The following is a 14,433-nucleotide window of genomic DNA, read 5'->3' on the forward strand; positions in this document are numbered from 1 at the left end:
TGTTGTTATTGTTATACTAAAACCATTAGGGGTTTATCTTTTAGAATTTTATTTTGAGGAAAAGAGCACGAAATAAGAATCCATGCGTGTTGTTACTTAATTCGTAAGAGCAACATTCAATGCCAAAACAACCTAAAATAAAGATGTTTATATGGAACTGTAATAAACAAAATGAACATCCGTATCGTCCGTATATTACAGGATTCAAATTATTGATTGAATATGAAAGGTAACGAAAATGAGTATAATAAAGGATTTTTTGCTACAACTAACATTTATGATAATACCTATATTTATTTACTTTACTTTTATTACAGAGAGGGTAAAGACGGAGAAAAATAAAAAAGTAATCATGTCTATTTTATGGGGATTATCCATCATATTTTGCATGTCCTTTCCCGTGATTTTTGGTGAAAATGCGCGTCTGGAGTTAAGAATTATTCCTCTATTATTTGGCACCTTATACGGCGGATTTTGGTCAGGCATCTTCCTATCAGCCCTTATAATACTTTATCGCCTTTATTTTGGAATTAGTATAGGTTTTTACAATACTGTTGTTGTTTTATTATTAACACTGCCTGTTATTTTGTTTTTTCAAAAATCGTTTGCAAGTTCGAAAAAAGACAAAAGGGTAAAAGTTGCGGTTGGTCTATCATTATACTACTGTCTAATTGGCCTTACTTCCTTTGGTATTCTAAGAGGTTTTTCAATAGAATATCTTAAAGTACAGGTTATTCATCTTATCTTTGTAGTGGTCGTTACTTGGTTTTTCACTGTGTTAGTTGAAACGATCTCAGAGATTCATCAGCTTCGATTGGAGATGCAAAACACAGAGAAGTTACGGGTTATCAGTGAATTAACAAGTGTTTTTGCTCATGAAATTAGAAATCCGATGCAAGTTACTCGTGGCTTTCTCCAACTTTTAAACGAGCCTGATTTGCCTGAAAAAAAGAAAGAATATATCCAATTATCCATTGAAGAATTAGATCGTGCAAATGAAATTATTAATGATTTTTTAACTTTTGGAAAACCATCAATAGATAATTACGAAAGAATCGATGTAGGTAATCAGTTACATCGTGTAGCCAATATCATCCAAAGTTACGCCATGAGCCATCATGTTGAGGTTGAAACGAATGTTCGTGATAACTGCTGGATATATGCTAATCCGCAAAAATTGAACCAATCTTTGATCAATATTTTAAAAAATGCGATAGAGTCTATGCCAGATGGTGGAATTGTTTGGATTTCGTGTACTACCACTGATGATGGATATATAAAGATAAACATTAAGGATCAAGGGATTGGTATGACAAAAAAGCAAATTGATAGGCTTGGTTCTCCATTTTATTCTTTAAAGGAAAGTGGGACAGGACTAGGAATGATGGTAAGTTTTCAAATTGTCCGTTCTTTCAAAGGTAAAATACAAGTGAACAGTGAAAAGGATATTGGGACAGAAATTATTATTCTTTTACCCCAGATGAACTAAAGTTAGAGAGCATACGCCAAATATCAGCAAGCTAGTTTGTTTAATTAGATACTTTCCATCTGTTTGATTGAGCGCCAGCACATGGTATAATAAGAAACTTGGGTAATTACAATCATTACCTAAACTGAACGGAAGCCAAAAAAAGCCTCCGCAAAGCGATAAAATATGGAGGTGTAAGAGAATGAATAAACGATGGACGATTGGTAAAATAAAGGGATTTATTGAGAACAATTCGGAAAGTAAATTGTTAACGACGGAATATCACGGCTTTTCTCAAAAGTTATTACTTCAATGTGCATGTGGTAGCAATTTTGAAAAAACATTTACGAAATTTAAAAATAATAACCAACGTAAATGTGACGTGTGTCAGCCGCCCAAGGGTGACCGATAACGCATAAAATAAACGAAGTGCTGATTTCTCCTAAAGAGAAGTTGGCACTTTTTTTTATAAAGTGAATTTCACTAAAGAGAGCTTAGAAGAATGTTCCTTCTTAAAATATTTGGGGCTTTGACCCTGGAAGGATTAACGGCATTTTTGTTGAAGTACCAATTAAAAGGAGCTTGGAGTTTCAAGCTCCGTATTTTATTACAATAACAGGCGCGTTAGCAGAATAAATCTTAAATAATATTAGTGAAAATGAAATAAATATTGCGCTGATTCGACTAATCTATGAGTATAAAAAATCGGAGGGAAAATGGAGTGACCAACTGATGATTAGCAATGAAATTTCGGAGTGGTTTTACTTGTACAACAAAGATATATACCATTATTTGGTTTATTACATCGGGTCCAGTGATGTAGAAGATCTGGTGCAGGAAGTTTTTATCCGAGCAATTAAAGGCTTTGATACTTATCAGAAGAAATCAAGTCCTAAAACCTGGCTTTTTTCGATTGCGCGGAATGTGGGGATAGATGAAATTAGAAAAAGAAAGCGTTTAAGGATGAAGCAAATGATTTGGTTCCGGGATGAGCAAACGGATAAGGAAACACCGGAGAAAATTCTCCAACTAAATGAAAATAACCGATTGCTTTATCAAGCAATTCAATCTTTAAAAGCAAATTATCGGGATGTAATCATCCTTAGAGGGATTAAAGAATTTTCTGTATCTGAAACAGCATCGATATTAAATTGGAATGAAAATAAGGTTCGAATAACCTATCATCGTGCGTTAAAGACACTACAAAAAGTAAAGGAGGATTTTCTTCATGAAAGATAATGAGAAATTTTATGATTTAGAGAGAAAAATTCGATCATTACCAGAACCTGATTATGATAAATCGTTTACCAAAGATACACAAGATATCATCCATGGAAACCTGTTACAATTTGCAAGTTCATATTTTAAGAAGAAAAAGAGAATTGCAATAATGAGTAAGATTTCATTAGGTTTAGTTAGTGTTGCTGCATTCGTATTATTCGCCCTTCTTACTATTCCAATAAACGGGGATGGTCCATCGAGTCTTGATCCAAATGAACAAGGGCAACAGAGTAAAAACCATAATACAATAGATGAAAATAAAGTGGACAATGATAAAGATGCTATTAATGAGAACAAACCTGATAAATTAACAGAAACGATTCTTTATGAAAATACAGAATATGGATTTACCTTTGCGTTACCCAAAAGTTGGGAGGGATACCAGATTGTGTCAGATACTTGGGAGGGTATTGATCAACAACAAAGTGAAATAATTGAAAATGGTCAAATCCTTTTAATCAGACATCCTGAATGGACGAAGGAAAAACCGAGACAAGATATACCGATTATGATTTTTACTCTTAATCAATGGTCCTCACTTGAAAAAGGGGAATTTCATATTGGTGCAGCACCTATTGGTCCAGCAATGCTGGGGCAAAATAATAAATATGTTTTCGCACTTCCGGCTAGATATAACTTTGCATTACTAGAGGGATATATAGAAGTAGAAAGTATTTTAGAGAACAATCCACTTCAATCGAAAAATGGAGAAAAAGATACATCCAATAATTGAATAATCATCAGAAATAATTCTCCAAACCACAAAAAAGGATAGATAAGGCATAATTCTCTGCTTTATCTATCCTTCTCTTCTGCCTAATAAACCGTACGAAAATTTATCAGCCTTCTGTTTTATCAATGGTAGGAACTGAGTGTTCTTTCCGCCAATAAAATTCTGTAAGGAATTCATCTACCACTCTTTCATAATCTTCCCGGTTTTCGTTTAGCGATTGAGCATGAACGCCGTTTGCCGCAATAAACAGTTTCTTAGGACCGGGCTTTTTTTCATAAAGGGCTTCGGTCATGGCTGGGAGAATGAAGTCATCCTTGCTGCTATGAATAAATAAGATGGGATGCTTAATATTTTCAATAACCGAAATGGGCGAAACAAGGTGAATCGAGTACTTATCACGTATCCGTAAGAAAGCATCTGCCACTGGAATAAGAAGCAAGGAAGGAATCTTCATTTCTGCTTTTAAACGATAGGCTAACTGTTCTTTGAAATCTGAAAAAGGACAATCGGCAATGTAAAAATCAGCCCCATCTTCAAGCATTCCTGCATAAAGGAGCATGGTTGCCGCACCCATTGATTCACCGTGAATACCAATGCGTACCTCAGGGCCCTTTTCTGCCCTAAGCCAATCCACAACCGCCTTTAAATCGAATTTCTCATAATGCCCAAAGCTCGTTGTTTTTCCGCCAGATTCTCCATGGCGGCGATGATCGTAGATAATGGCATTAAATCCTCTTTTTAAAAACAAGTTCATGTACTTAATCGAATTCGTTTTACTTTCTGTTACGCCATGGCTTATGATCACGTATTGCGAAGTGTCATAAGGTTCGACCACAATCGCATTGATGTTATAGCCAAAGGGGGAGGATATGAGAACTTCCTTTTTAGGAAGTGACTCAAATTCAAGAGGATTAAGCCTTCCGGATTCCTCTTCTCTTTTACGGATAAGCATCTCATCTTTTTTCTTCATGTACATTAATCGATTCGTAAAGTAAAAACCGATAGAGGCAAAAAATAAAAAGAGCGAAAATAGAAATCGAAAGGTCTTTTTCAAAAATATCCCTCCGTCATAATCGGATAACGTGTAAGGGGTGGATATGGATCCAGTCTCACTTATCTTATTTTACCATTCAGACAAGCTGTTAAAACAACAAAAAAGCCGCTTTTCATAGCGGCTTTTGCATTTTAAGATTGAGCATTTTCACGTTTCGTCGGATGAATCGCTTTTTCTAATTCTTCAGCTGCGATTAGACGCTTTCCAGTATCCGCACTTGCTTTACCTTTTTGGCTATTTCCCTTATCACGATTTTGACTCATAGTTGATAGCTCCTTTCAGTGTTGTCTTCTTTTAATAAGATGTTTCAACCGAAGGAGAACTATTCAATATGTACCATGAAATGAACAAATTAGTTATGGACTGCATTCAACTTATAGAAAGCACTATCAATATTGCGGCTAAGATGAGGGAGCAATGAGTTTAATGCATCAATAATCTTATTGAGATCAATTCCAGTCCTAATGCCCATCCGTTCAAGCATATAGACAACATCTTCCGTAGCAGCATTTCCAGATGCACCAGGGGCGAAAGGACATCCGCCTAAGCCACCGGCAGAAGTATCAAAACGGTCAATTCCCGCTTGTAGGGCAGCTAAAATATTAGCGACAGCAAGTTTTCTCGTATCATGAAAATGAGCTGTTAAAAGAACGTTCGGAAAAGCCGATTTCAACTTTGAAAATAAAGAATAAGATTCAGTAGGTGCAGCCATTCCGATTGTGTCGGCCACGCTTAATTCATCGACTCCAGCCTCGACAAACTCTCCGCATAATTTCAATGTGTCATCCTCAAGAATTTTGCCTTCGTAAGGACAATAGAAAGCGGTAGAGATACAAGCTCTGACAAAAAGCCCTTTTTCCTTCAGAGACGCAATGATGGGCTTTAGTTCTTCCATGCTTTCTGCTGTTGTTTTATTAATATTTTTCTGGTTAAACGTGTTACTGACTCCGACAAAAACCGCCACTGCTCGGCAATCGGTTTCTAACAAGCGATCAATTCCTTTTTGATTTGGAGCAAGGACGAAATTCCGACTTGCCTCGTCTAGACATTCGGAAATAATTTCATTTGCATCACTCATTTGTGGAACCCATTTGGGCGAAACGAGAGAAGTGAGCTCCATTTCCTTCATGCCAGCTTCTTTTAATCCTTTGATAAAGTTGATTTTTGCCTCAGTTGGAATGAATCCTTTTTCATTTTGCAGACCGTCACGAGGGCCTACCTCAATGATGGTGACGTCTTTAGGTAAGTGCAAAGTCATGTTAACCCTCCTTTATACATATTTTTATTGTAGGATGAACAAATTCTAAAAATCAAGAATAATAGAAATTTTGACAAAATAAAAGGAATTTTGAGTTTTCGCTCGAACTAAATAATAGTGAACAACAACGATAGAAGGGAAGATGGAGATGAGACATACTGAAGTAGTGATTGTAAGTGCAGTCCGTACGGCAATTGGAAATTTTAATGGAAGCTTGAAAAACATATCCGCCCCCGAACTAGGGGCAACAGCAATAAAAGCCGCTTTAGAAAAAGCAGGAGTGAAACCAGATCAAGTAGACGAAGTCATTATGGGGAATGTCTTGCAAGCAGGATTAGGTCAAAATCCGGCACGCCAGGCTTCTTTGAAAGCGGGTATTCCTGAAAGCGTTTCCGCAATGACCATTAATAAAGTCTGCGGTTCAGGCTTAAAGGCCGTGCACTTGGCCACTCAGGCCATTCTGGCTGGTGACGCGGAAATCGTTGTAGCTGGTGGAATGGAAAATATGAGTCAATCACCATACATTTTAAAAAATGCTCGTGATGGTTTTAAAATGGGTGACCAAAAATTAGTCGACACGATGATTGCAGATGGCTTAACATGTGCATTCAATAATTATCATATGGGCATTACGGCAGAGAATCTGTGCTCTCAGTACGATTTAACGAGAGAGGAACAAGATGAATTTTCCGCGTGGAGTCAGGAAAAAGCTGTAACGGCGATTGAAGAAGGCAAATTTAAAGACGAGATTGTTCCTGTACATATTCCGCAACGCAAGGGTGATCCTGTCGTATTCGACACGGATGAATATCCAAAGAAAGGTACAACAGTTGAAAAGTTGGCTGGATTAAGACCTGCCTTTAAGAAAGACGGAAGTGTAACAGCAGGAAATGCTTCAGGAATTAATGATGGAGCAGCCGTTGTCATTGTAATGAGTAAAGCGAAGGCAGAAGAGCTTGGCATTCAACCACTTGTATCTATAAAAGGAAATGCAAGTGCTGGCGTAGATCCGAGTATCATGGGAATTGGTCCTGTATCTGCAGTGAAAAAGGCTTTTGAAAAAGCTGCTGTATCCATGGAAGATATTGAGCTTATTGAAGCAAATGAAGCATTCGCAGCCCAGTCACTTGCAGTTGACCGCGAGCTGAAATTTAACAAAGAAATCCTGAACGTAAATGGTGGAGCAATTGCGTTAGGGCATCCAATCGGAGCAAGTGGAGCGAGAATTCTTGTCACACTTATCCATGAAATGAAACGCAGAAATGCAAAGAAAGGACTAGCGACACTTTGTATTGGTGGAGGCCAAGGTGTTGCAACTGTCGTTGAGTTGGCATAAAAGTAGGAAAAGAGAGGAGCGGTAAAAATGAAACAACTTTGCAGTTCATTTACAGAAGCCGTAGCCGATATTCAAGATGGCGCAACCTTGATGGTTGGCGGATTTGGTCTTTGTGGCATTCCGGAAAATCTAATCTTGGCCCTTGTCGAAAAAGGGGTAAAAGACCTTACTGTCATCTCCAATAACTGTGGAGTCGATGACTGGGGACTTGGCTTACTCTTGAAGAATAAACAAATCAAGAAAATGATAGGTTCATATGTTGGTGAAAATAAAGAGTTTGAACGTCAAGTTTTATCGGGAGAGATTGAAGTGGAATTATTGCCCCAAGGATCTCTTGCCGAAAAAATTCGTTCGGGTGGTGCGGGAATCCCTGCCTTCTATACACCGGCTGGCGTTGGCACTCCGATTGCTGAAGGTAAGGAAACAAGGATTTTTAAAGGGAAGGAATATTTGCTTGAAGAAGCATTAACAGCTGATTTTAGCCTGGTTAGAGCATGGAAAGGTGATAAGATGGGAAATCTTGTTTATCACAAAACGGCTCGAAACTTCAATCCGATGATCGCAGCCGCGGGAAAAGTGACGATTGCTGAAATAGAAACATTGCTTGAAATCGGGGAACTGAATCCAAATGAAATCCACACGCCAAGCATATATGTGCAAAGCCTTATTGAAGGTAAGCAGGAAAAAAGGATTGAAAGACTTACAGTAAAAAAATAGAAAGGAGTGTGCCCAATAATGAGCAATCAGCAGGTTTCTGTGCGTGAAGTAATCGCTAAAAGAGCGGAGAAAGAAATTGAAAATGGCTATTATGTGAATCTTGGGATTGGAATGCCTACATTGGTAGCTAATTTTATTTCAGATAATAAGCAAGTCGTTTTACAATCAGAGAATGGTCTATTAGGAATTGGTCCATACCCGGAACAGCAAAATGTAGATCCCGATTTGATTAATGCAGGAAAAGAAACGGTTACGGCCATATCTGGTGCTGCCTATTTTGATAGTGCTGAATCATTTGCGATGATTCGCGGTGGACATGTCGATATTGCTATTTTAGGCGGTATGGAAGTTTCCGAAACAGGAGATTTAGCGAACTGGATGATTCCTGGTAAGATGATCAAAGGTATGGGTGGCGCAATGGATCTGGTCCATGGAGCACGTAAGATTATCGTCATCATGGAGCATACGAATAAAGCTGGTGAATCAAAAATCCTGAAGAGTTGCACACTCCCGTTAACAGGGAAAAACGTCGTGAATAGAATTATCACAGAACGAGCGGTTATGGATGTAACGTATTCGGGACTTAAGTTAGTTGAAGTTGCAAAAGGCTATACAATCGAAGAAGTAGTCGCTGTAACAGAAGCGAGCATGACAGTAGATGAAAATGTAGTGACAGAAGCTTATTAACAAATGGTATACTAATCTTCAAAAAGTATCCAAGGAGCTTTCACATGAAAAAGAAACATCAAAAACATCAAAAACAGCAACCGAAAAAAGATGATTCGAAATTGACGCTTGGGGATGTACTCAATCAAGATTTAATGAATCAATTGAAAAACAAACAGCAGGAATTAAAAGCTGCTGAAGAGAAGAAGGCTGCTGAGGAAGAAGAAAGAAAACGCGAAGAACGCCGATTGAAGGAAAAGAACAAAAGCTTTGAGGAGCTTTTGAACGAAAGTCAATTCAATTGGAAGGAATTTAAATAAGTAAGCAAGGATAAAGCAGCCGCATATGTGGCTGCTTTATCTATGGTCACTATAAATATTTGCCTTCGTGATGGATTGAATAAGTGCTATCTCTTCGTTGGTGAGTGAATCACTTTTGACTGCATTTGCATTGTTTCTTACTTGGCTCACTGAACTGGCACCTGCAATCACAGAAGCTACTTCAGGATAGGCAAGATTATACTGTAGGGCAACTTCGGTAAAGGAACGTTCGGATGAAAGTTTGTTTTTTAGTAGAGGAAGCAATTCTGATAATTCCTCATGACCATAATCAAGATAACTTTTTCCAAGATCAAGCTTTTCCATAAAAGAGTCACTGAGAAGCCCTTTTGCTAGTGGGCCTCTTGCCACTATGCTGACACCTTTATCTTCTAATAGAGGTAGAACGGTTTCCTCAGGTCTTCGGTCCAGTAAGTTGTATTGCATCATAATGGCAACTATGTTTGATTTTTCGATGTATTCACGAATGACGTTTGGGCGAATCGAAGAAATTCCATAGAATCTGATATAACCCTCTGACTTTAAGTCTTCAAAAGCTTCAATCGTTTCTTCAATGGGATCATCAATTGTACCACCATGAAGTTGATAGAGATCAATATAATCTGTACCAAGACGCTTTAGACTATTTTTAACTGCGTCTTTTATATAAGCTTTAGAAGGATCCCAAGTCCATTGGTCTTTCTTGTCTGTCCAGCGATTCCCGACTTTAGTCGCGATGATGACTTGTTCACGAACCTCTCTTAATGCTTTGCCAACCAGTTTTTCATTAACTCCGAAATCATAGAGATCTGCTGTATCAAAGTAGTTGATTCCTTCATCGAGAGCCGCTTCAATAATTTGCTGAGCTTTTTTGTCGTCAGTACCCAGCGACATGCAGCCAAGCCCCAGTTCACTTACCATTAAATCAGAATTCCCGAGCTTTCTTTTTTTCATGAATACACCTCAATCTTTACAAATTCCGCTTTTCTCTATTCTCGCATAGGGATTCTTTAATCTCAAATGATAGAAACCGGCACTCTGTCTGTCCAAAGGCTAAAATCATTTCACTAACAGTAGGATACGTTCGGTTAAGTTCATTTAGTTTATCAAGGATTGCCTGTCCTTTTCCTATCAACACGATTCGCTTATGTCCACCATACATTCTCATATTCATACCTCCGAAACGAAATATGTTAAAATGTATGAGCATTCAATTTCGGATTAGAACAGGAGTGGCAAAATGAGTCGCTTTGAGGAAAAAACAATTAAAACGGAAGAAATTTTTTCAGGGAAAATAATAAGTTTAGAAGTTCAGGATGTGGAACTTCCTAATGGGAAAACATCCAAAAGGGAAATTATCAAACATCCAGGTGCTGTTGCTGTTATCGCTCTTACAGACGACAACAAGATTGTGATGGTTGAACAATATCGTAAGGCTTTGGAAAGAACTTTGGTGGAAATTCCGGCTGGGAAACTTGAAAAAGGAGAAGACCCAAAGCTTTGTGCCATGCGTGAACTAGAAGAAGAAACAGGATACGAAAGTGAGACTCTGGATTGGCTCATTTCCTTCTACACTTCTCCTGGATTTGCAGATGAACTTGTTCATTTATATGTTGCAAAAGGATTGAAAAAGAAGGAAAATGCGGCGGGATTGGATGAAGATGAGTTCGTAGAACTGGTTGAATTAACCCTTGATCAGGCAATAAAATATGTAAAAGAACAAAAAATTTACGACGCGAAAACGGCATTCGCGGTAAATTACCTTCAATTACAAGAGGCGTTAAAGAAATAATGGACCTCTTTTATGTGGATTTGCATATTCATATTGGCAGGACCGCATCAGGGAAGCCAGTTAAAATAACCGGTGCAAAATCCTTAACTTTTTCAAACATCATCCATCATGCTCGTGATGAAAAAGGGCTGAATATGATTGGAATTATTGACAGTCATTCTCCCGAAGTCATGGAAGAAATGGAAATGTTAATAGCAAATGGACAAATGGAAGAGCTTGCAGAGGGTGGATTAGTATACGGAGACATGTCCATCATTCTTGGTTCAGAATTGGAAATATACGATGAGTCTTGTCAGGGTCCTATTCATGTACTCTGTTACTTACCAACATTGTCGAAAATGAAAAAATTTTCACATTGGCTGTCACAACACATGAAGAATATTCAATTAAGCTCTCAACGCGTTTACATATCAGGGAAGGAACTTCAATTGAAAACAAAAGAATTGGAGGGATTATTCATTCCTGCACATGTCTTTACTCCATTTAAGAGTTTGTATGGAAAAGGTGTGAAAAAAACGCTGGAAGAGGTATTTGTTCCAGACTTAATAGATGGAATTGAACTGGGGCTAAGTGCCGATACTTTAATGGCAGATAGTGTAAATGAATTGCATCGCTATCCTTATCTTTCAAATTCTGATGCTCATTCATTAGGGAAGATTGCACGTGAATACCAAACCATTCAAATGGAAAAGCCGACATTCCATGAACTGAAATTGGCTCTTCTTGAAAGAGAGGGCAGAGGTGTTGCGGCGAACTACGGGCTCGATCCTCTCCTTGGAAAATATCATCAAACCACTTGTGCAAATTGCCTTAAACGATTCGAAGAATCCGAGTTGAGATGTAGCAATTGTGGTGGAATGAAAAAGGTAAAAGGGGTAGCTTCGAGGATAATGGAGTTGAAGAATGAGATGGGGCAGGTCAGAACAAGGCCACCCTACATTCATCAAGTGCCACTAGACTTCATTCCAGGTTTAGGACCGAAACTTTTACAACGACTCTTGAACCATTTTGGAACGGAGATGGCTGTTCTTCATGAGGTCCCCTTTGAAAAGATGAAGGAAGTAATTCCTGAAAAAGTAGCCCAACTGATTATGAAAGCAAGGATAGGGCAACTCAATCTTGCCGCAGGCGGCGGAGGTAAATACGGTAAGGTCACCGAATAAAAAACATAGGATGAGTCCAAGTAATGGGACTCATCCTATGTTTTTTTGTCATAGATTAACAGGACATGCATACAATGAATTAACCAATTAATAGGAGGAAACGCTATGAAGAAACGAATGTACCAGAACGTCGCCGCAATCTATTTCCGCGAAAACTCCTCGATCTTTTTATTTGTGGTGGTCTTGTTCTTAATGGGTGTTATTTTTGGCGCCGTTGTTGTAAATAGCTTGAGTTTCACACAAAAAGAAGATTTATTTTCCTACCTTTCTCAGTTTTTCGGACAGGTTTCAGATGGAAAAGTGGCAGCTGCGAATGATCTCTTTAGACAAAGCTTTTATCATAATATTAAGTTCATCGGTTTGATGTGGGTCCTTGGCATTTCGATAATTGGATTACCAGTGATTCTGATTCTGCTTTTTATCAAAGGTATGGTAGTCGGTTTTACTGTTGGGTTTCTCGTCAATCAAATGGGATGGAACGGTTTCTTGCTGGCATTTGTCTCAATCCTGCCACAAAATTTAATCATAATTCCAATCTTTATTATCATTGCGGCAGTTTCGATTTCCTTCTCTTTAAGAATGGTGCAAATGCAATTCATGAAAAAGTATAGTCAGCCGATTCTTCCGCTATTTAGAAGATATTTAACGGCGCTAGTCGTTGCCATTATACTGCTTGCCGTTTCTTCTGCAGTTGAAGCCTATTTATCACCTGATTTAATGAAAACTGTTGTTCATACAATAAAATAATAATTATTTTTAAGTAATGATTATAAAATGTTAATGATAATAATTTTATTTTGAATCTCCTAATCCATCTGTTATAATGAGAATTGACAGTGGCGAGGGAGGACTGCGCATGGAAACTAGAATTGAGAGAATTAAAAAACACTTGCATTCGTCAAGCTACAAGCTGACACCACAACGTGAAGCTACAGTTCGTGTCTTGCTTGAAAATGAAGAGGATCATTTAAGTGCAGAAGATGTCTACCTCCTCGTTAAAGAAAAATCTCCAGAGATCGGCTTGGCTACTGTATATCGGACTTTAGAATTGCTAACCGAATTGAAAATTGTTGATAAAATTAACTTTGGTGATGGGGTTTCTCGTTACGACCTTCGCCAAGAAGGCGCCGCTCATTTTCATCATCATCTTGTATGTATTGAATGTGGTGCTGTAGATGAAATTCAGGACGACCTTCTAGAAGATGTAGAAGCAATTGTTGAGCGCGATTGGAATTTTAAAATTAAAGATCATCGACTAACTTTTCATGGAATCTGTTATCGCTGTCACGATAATGAATCCGATACTGATGAATCTAATGAAACCAGTGAATAAAAACAAAACCTTTTCAAACTTGAAAAGGTTTTTTATTTTGGCTTTGTCAAGAATTAGAATGAATATATGGAATATGATGTAAATATAAATCATCAACATGAAGGGAAGGGCGATAGATTGTTAAATTGGCTAAATTCAAATATAAGTTTAGCGACACTATTTTGGTTATTTCCAATTACATTTCTACTTCATGATTTTGAAGAAATAATTTTTGTAGAATCTTGGTTTAAGAGAAATTATTCAAGAGTAGTAAAAATGGTACCAAACCATATGAAAAAAATTTTTGAAGAATTATCGGAAACAACTTCGGGAAGGTTTGCTGTTCCAGTGCTTTTACAATTAGTTATGTATATCATTGCTACTTATTTGGCAGTGGAACACCAATTTTATGGGATTTTTGTAGGGTTTAACGTTCTTCTTTTCCTTCATGTATTTACTCATGTTGGTCAATGGATATACTTTAAGGTTTATGCATTGGGTGCATGTACAGCTTTACTGATCACATTCCCTTATTCACTATACTTGTTTTATAGGCTAATGAATGAACAATTAATTAATGCATTAGATTTGTTCATTAACATTCCATATGGAATGTTAACTATATTGATTGTCATTATTGGACATAAGTTAGCACCAAAAATCTTACATAATTAGATATTTAAGATATAGGCTCTTTTCGTAAACTTTGTTGTTATTGGAACAAGAAAAAGCGGGTATTAGGGCTTTTTCTATACTAAAACCATTAGTAATTTAGCGTGTAGAATTTCATATTGAGGAAAAGAGCGCGAAATATGAATCAATACGTATTGTCGCCCTTTTCGTAAAGCAACAATTTATGCGAAAACAGCCATGTATTAAAGCAGTCTTCATCTTTTGTTAACTACATTGTAAAAAGTGATATCCATAGATGTAAATCTATTAGTATGGATACTAAGGCTTATTTTCATACCTCATTTTGAAAATTTCTTACTGTTAAACTACCTTGTACAGGTGCTTGCACTTTTCTTATGACGATTGGTATAAATCTTGTCCAAGTTGGCATACCTTTTACTAGGCAGCTTCACATGGGGAGGAAGAAATATGGTTTCATTTTTTAAATTAGTTATTCAAACTCTTAAGGTATTCATTTTGTTCACTGGATGCACGATATTATTCTACTATGGTATCATGTACTTAAATGAAGAATATCAAAATTATCATCGTTACGATGAACCAGAAGGAGCAGCAATTAAAGTATCCAATGCTGTAAAAAACGAAGAAAGTTCGTCCTGGTATGAAAGGTTGATATTGTTCTATTTAAACGGGGAGTAATGAA

General features: G+C 37.4%; 19 protein-coding genes. 14 read left to right on the forward strand and 5 right to left on the reverse strand.

The features are described from left to right. Window positions 1-277: 277 nt before the first annotated feature. The 4 genes from BMZ31_RS07880 to BMZ31_RS07895 all read left to right on the forward strand — a co-directional run bounded on the left by BMZ31_RS07880 (window position 278) and on the right by BMZ31_RS07895 (window position 3,482). Entirely contained in the window at window positions 278-1,489 is a 1,212-nt protein-coding gene (locus BMZ31_RS07880) for an ATP-binding protein (protein WP_302846841.1), read from the forward strand. 181 nt (window positions 1,490-1,670) lie between these two features. Next, on the forward strand, window positions 1,671-1,880 hold the full coding sequence (locus BMZ31_RS07885) for a hypothetical protein (RefSeq protein ID WP_090831177.1): 210 nt from the start codon (window positions 1,671-1,673) through the stop codon (window positions 1,878-1,880). 320 nt (window positions 1,881-2,200) lie between these two features. Beyond that, window positions 2,201-2,707, forward strand: coding sequence for an RNA polymerase sigma factor (locus BMZ31_RS07890; RefSeq protein ID WP_090831178.1), 507 nt, complete (start codon window positions 2,201-2,203; stop codon window positions 2,705-2,707). Then, on the forward strand, window positions 2,697-3,482 hold the full coding sequence (locus tag BMZ31_RS07895) for a hypothetical protein (protein WP_090831179.1): 786 nt from the start codon (window positions 2,697-2,699) through the stop codon (window positions 3,480-3,482). Before BMZ31_RS07890 ends, BMZ31_RS07895 begins: the two co-directional genes overlap by 11 nt. A 106-nt stretch (window positions 3,483-3,588) precedes the next feature. Here BMZ31_RS07895 and BMZ31_RS07900 read toward each other — a convergent pair whose 3' ends face one another. The 3 genes from BMZ31_RS07900 to BMZ31_RS07905 all read right to left on the reverse strand — a co-directional run bounded on the left by BMZ31_RS07900 (window position 3,589) and on the right by BMZ31_RS07905 (window position 5,794). Next, complete coding sequence (locus BMZ31_RS07900; protein ID WP_090831180.1) at window positions 3,589-4,536, reverse strand: alpha/beta hydrolase; 948 nt, start codon at window positions 4,534-4,536, stop codon at window positions 3,589-3,591. A 131-nt stretch (window positions 4,537-4,667) separates the two neighbouring features. Then, entirely contained in the window at window positions 4,668-4,799 is a 132-nt protein-coding gene (locus BMZ31_RS20905; protein WP_302846840.1) for a hypothetical protein, read from the reverse strand. An 89-nt stretch (window positions 4,800-4,888) separates the two neighbouring features. Beyond that, window positions 4,889-5,794, reverse strand: a complete 906-nt coding sequence (locus BMZ31_RS07905; protein ID WP_090831181.1) for a hydroxymethylglutaryl-CoA lyase — start codon at window positions 5,792-5,794, stop codon at window positions 4,889-4,891. A 148-nt stretch (window positions 5,795-5,942) separates the two neighbouring features. Here BMZ31_RS07905 and BMZ31_RS07910 point away from each other — a divergent pair, with 148 nt between their 5' ends. From BMZ31_RS07910 to BMZ31_RS07925, 4 genes are read left to right on the forward strand one after another with little or no spacing between them, the layout of a single operon-like run. After that, window positions 5,943-7,130 carry an acetyl-CoA C-acetyltransferase gene (locus BMZ31_RS07910; protein ID WP_090831395.1) on the forward strand — a complete coding sequence of 396 codons (1,188 nt, stop codon included), beginning with the start codon at window positions 5,943-5,945 and terminating at the stop codon, window positions 7,128-7,130. A 27-nt stretch (window positions 7,131-7,157) separates the two neighbouring features. After that, complete coding sequence (locus BMZ31_RS07915; protein WP_090831182.1) at window positions 7,158-7,847, forward strand: CoA transferase subunit A; 690 nt, start codon at window positions 7,158-7,160, stop codon at window positions 7,845-7,847. Between the two features lie 18 nt (window positions 7,848-7,865). Further along, a complete protein-coding gene (locus BMZ31_RS07920) occupies window positions 7,866-8,534 on the forward strand; it encodes a CoA transferase subunit B (protein WP_090831183.1) in 669 nt (222 codons plus the stop codon). A 44-nt stretch (window positions 8,535-8,578) separates the two neighbouring features. Beyond that, window positions 8,579-8,833, forward strand: a complete 255-nt coding sequence (locus BMZ31_RS07925; protein WP_090831184.1) for a YqkE family protein — start codon at window positions 8,579-8,581, stop codon at window positions 8,831-8,833. A 36-nt stretch (window positions 8,834-8,869) separates the two neighbouring features. Here BMZ31_RS07925 and BMZ31_RS07930 read toward each other — a convergent pair whose 3' ends face one another. Next, complete coding sequence (locus BMZ31_RS07930) at window positions 8,870-9,784, reverse strand: aldo/keto reductase (protein WP_090831185.1); 915 nt, start codon at window positions 9,782-9,784, stop codon at window positions 8,870-8,872. Window positions 9,785-9,800: 16 nt separating this feature from the next. Next, entirely contained in the window at window positions 9,801-9,998 is a 198-nt protein-coding gene (gene mciZ, locus BMZ31_RS07935) for a Z-ring formation inhibitor MciZ (protein WP_175478030.1), read from the reverse strand. A 72-nt stretch (window positions 9,999-10,070) separates the two neighbouring features. Between mciZ and BMZ31_RS07940 the strand changes: the two genes are divergently transcribed. The 6 genes from BMZ31_RS07940 (at window position 10,071) to BMZ31_RS07965 (ending at window position 14,429) form a co-directional block, all read left to right on the forward strand. Continuing rightward, window positions 10,071-10,622 (forward strand): NUDIX hydrolase, encoded by a 552-nt coding sequence (locus BMZ31_RS07940; RefSeq protein WP_090831187.1) that lies wholly within the window; start codon window positions 10,071-10,073, stop codon window positions 10,620-10,622. Beyond that, the gene (locus BMZ31_RS07945; RefSeq protein ID WP_090831188.1) at window positions 10,622-11,785 is read left to right on the forward strand and encodes an endonuclease Q family protein; all 1,164 of its coding nucleotides are present in this window, start codon (window positions 10,622-10,624) and stop codon (window positions 11,783-11,785) included. The genes BMZ31_RS07940 and BMZ31_RS07945 overlap by 1 nt, the downstream gene beginning before the upstream one ends. 105 nt (window positions 11,786-11,890) lie before the next feature. Next, on the forward strand, window positions 11,891-12,532 hold the full coding sequence (spoIIM, locus tag BMZ31_RS07950) for a stage II sporulation protein M (RefSeq protein ID WP_090831189.1): 642 nt from the start codon (window positions 11,891-11,893) through the stop codon (window positions 12,530-12,532). Between the two features lie 109 nt (window positions 12,533-12,641). Next, window positions 12,642-13,118 carry a ferric iron uptake transcriptional regulator gene (locus BMZ31_RS07955; protein ID WP_090831190.1) on the forward strand — a complete coding sequence of 159 codons (477 nt, stop codon included), beginning with the start codon at window positions 12,642-12,644 and terminating at the stop codon, window positions 13,116-13,118. A 66-nt stretch (window positions 13,119-13,184) separates the two neighbouring features. Then, window positions 13,185-13,772: an HXXEE domain-containing protein gene (locus tag BMZ31_RS07960; RefSeq protein ID WP_090831191.1), complete on the forward strand. Its 588-nt coding sequence runs from the start codon at window positions 13,185-13,187 to the stop codon at window positions 13,770-13,772. Between the two features lie 426 nt (window positions 13,773-14,198). Then, window positions 14,199-14,429 carry a YqzK family protein gene (locus BMZ31_RS07965; protein ID WP_090831192.1) on the forward strand — a complete coding sequence of 77 codons (231 nt, stop codon included), beginning with the start codon at window positions 14,199-14,201 and terminating at the stop codon, window positions 14,427-14,429. The last annotated feature ends 4 nt before the right edge of the window (window positions 14,430-14,433 follow it).

Origin of the sequence: Bacillus sp. cl95 (assembly GCF_900115925.1) — a bacterium.
Classification (GTDB): Bacteria; Bacillota; Bacilli; order Bacillales; family Cytobacillaceae; genus Neobacillus_A.

Excerpts from the sequence above, each read along its gene's own strand:
- BMZ31_RS07880 (WP_302846841.1), top strand. The coding sequence starts at position 278 with ATGATAATACCTATATTTATTTACTTTACTTTTATTACAGAGAGGGTA.
- BMZ31_RS07885 (WP_090831177.1), top strand. The coding sequence starts at position 1,671 with ATGAATAAACGATGGACGATTGGTAAAATAAAGGGATTTATTGAGAAC.
- BMZ31_RS07890 (WP_090831178.1), top strand. The coding sequence starts at position 2,201 with ATGATTAGCAATGAAATTTCGGAGTGGTTTTACTTGTACAACAAAGAT.
- BMZ31_RS07895 (WP_090831179.1), top strand. The coding sequence starts at position 2,697 with ATGAAAGATAATGAGAAATTTTATGATTTAGAGAGAAAAATTCGATCA.
- BMZ31_RS20905 (WP_302846840.1), bottom strand. The coding sequence starts at position 4,799 with ATGAGTCAAAATCGTGATAAGGGAAATAGCCAAAAAGGTAAAGCAAGT.
- BMZ31_RS07905 (WP_090831181.1), bottom strand. The coding sequence starts at position 5,794 with ATGACTTTGCACTTACCTAAAGACGTCACCATCATTGAGGTAGGCCCT.
- BMZ31_RS07910 (WP_090831395.1), top strand. The coding sequence starts at position 5,943 with ATGAGACATACTGAAGTAGTGATTGTAAGTGCAGTCCGTACGGCAATT.
- BMZ31_RS07915 (WP_090831182.1), top strand. The coding sequence starts at position 7,158 with ATGAAACAACTTTGCAGTTCATTTACAGAAGCCGTAGCCGATATTCAA.
- BMZ31_RS07920 (WP_090831183.1), top strand. The coding sequence starts at position 7,866 with ATGAGCAATCAGCAGGTTTCTGTGCGTGAAGTAATCGCTAAAAGAGCG.
- BMZ31_RS07925 (WP_090831184.1), top strand. The coding sequence starts at position 8,579 with ATGAAAAAGAAACATCAAAAACATCAAAAACAGCAACCGAAAAAAGAT.
- BMZ31_RS07930 (WP_090831185.1), bottom strand. The coding sequence starts at position 9,784 with ATGAAAAAAAGAAAGCTCGGGAATTCTGATTTAATGGTAAGTGAACTG.
- mciZ (WP_175478030.1), bottom strand. The coding sequence starts at position 9,998 with ATGAGAATGTATGGTGGACATAAGCGAATCGTGTTGATAGGAAAAGGA.
- BMZ31_RS07940 (WP_090831187.1), top strand. The coding sequence starts at position 10,071 with ATGAGTCGCTTTGAGGAAAAAACAATTAAAACGGAAGAAATTTTTTCA.
- BMZ31_RS07945 (WP_090831188.1), top strand. The coding sequence starts at position 10,622 with ATGGACCTCTTTTATGTGGATTTGCATATTCATATTGGCAGGACCGCA.
- spoIIM (WP_090831189.1), top strand. The coding sequence starts at position 11,891 with ATGAAGAAACGAATGTACCAGAACGTCGCCGCAATCTATTTCCGCGAA.
- BMZ31_RS07955 (WP_090831190.1), top strand. The coding sequence starts at position 12,642 with ATGGAAACTAGAATTGAGAGAATTAAAAAACACTTGCATTCGTCAAGC.
- BMZ31_RS07960 (WP_090831191.1), top strand. The coding sequence starts at position 13,185 with ATGGAATATGATGTAAATATAAATCATCAACATGAAGGGAAGGGCGAT.
- BMZ31_RS07965 (WP_090831192.1), top strand. The coding sequence starts at position 14,199 with ATGGTTTCATTTTTTAAATTAGTTATTCAAACTCTTAAGGTATTCATT.